This is a genomic window from Halomonas sp. (genome assembly GCF_041689495.1).
Lineage (GTDB): Bacteria > Pseudomonadota > Gammaproteobacteria > Pseudomonadales > Halomonadaceae > Halomonas.
In genome coordinates this window covers 1-1,022 of the sequence record NZ_JBDNGD010000450.1, presented here as the reverse complement: position 1 = coordinate 1,022, position 1,022 = coordinate 1, and the positions used below count along the sequence as shown (strand labels likewise).

Here is a 1,022-nt window from a genome sequence, read left to right as displayed (position 1 = left end):
CCGAAGCGGCCCGCCTTGGTAAGGTAAGTCTCTGTCGGCCCTGCTATTCTGTATGACATTATACTTTAGGCAAGGCCGCTCGCGACGAAGGATAGTGAAATGACATCGGAATTGGCCCTTATCAATGTGCGGAAAATCCCTCAGCAGGGTAGCCTGTCCGTCCATGTGGCCGACCAACTGGAATCCCTGATCACTCAGGGTAAGGTGCCGGTCGGCAACAAATTGCCGACCGAGAATAGCCTGTGTGAATCCTTCGGTGTCAGCCGCACAGTAATTCGTGAGGCGATCACCCATCTTAAGTCCCTGGGCTTGGTTGAGACTCGGCGCGGTGTTGGCACGACGGTACTGCGTGCCACTACTGTTGAAGCGCGACCGGCTGAGCGCATCAACCCGACCACCGTCGAGGATATACTGCACCTGCTTGAATTGAGGCTGATCCTCGAGCCTGCTGCCGCCGAGTTCGCTGCGCTTCGTCATGACGATGAAGACCGTCGTGCGCTGCGGGAGGGCCATGAGGCTTTCGCCAGGGCCTGCGCCGAGAAGTCCCAGGCGAGAGACGAGGACTATCATTTTCATTTCGCCATCGCCCTGGCGACCAAGAACCCCTTCTTCCGTTCTTTCTACGAGAAGTGGAGCCACGGGGTCATCCCCCGGGCCAAGCTGTTGAGTATCGAAATCAATCCCGCCTCCTCCGAGCGTTACCTGGAGCGGGTTCATCAAGAGCACACCTACATTCTCGAGGCCATTCTCTCTCGGGATGCCGATGCGGCTCGCGAAACCATGTTCCAGCACCTCAACAGGTCGCGGACCATGTATGCCAGGTACCGCGACGATTGATTTCTAGCGTGTCCACCGGGCCTGGTATCACTTCAATTGCTTCAAGGAGGTATGATGACTATTCGTGGTGTAATGCTGATTGGTCAGCAGGAAGTCACCGGCACCCAGGCCGAGATCCGTGCCACCGACCCCGCCACCGGCGAGACGCTGGACCCGAGCTACAGGGGCGGTACCAGGGCCGAGGT

The 1,022-nt window shown here is 58.2% G+C and carries 1 protein-coding gene; it reads left to right on the top strand.

The window, feature by feature from the left end; all coding sequences use genetic code 11:
* Nucleotides 1-99 precede the first annotated feature (99 nt).
* Nucleotides 100-837, top strand: coding sequence for a FadR/GntR family transcriptional regulator (locus ACESMD_RS13820; protein WP_372614122.1), 738 nt, complete (start codon nt 100-102; stop codon nt 835-837).
* The last annotated feature ends 185 nt before the right edge of the window (nt 838-1,022 follow it).

What these genes read in the sequence shown, in the direction of transcription:
- ACESMD_RS13820 (WP_372614122.1), top strand. Translation starts at nt 100, where the DNA reads ATGACATCGGAATTGGCCCTTATCAATGTGCGGAAAATCCCTCAGCAG.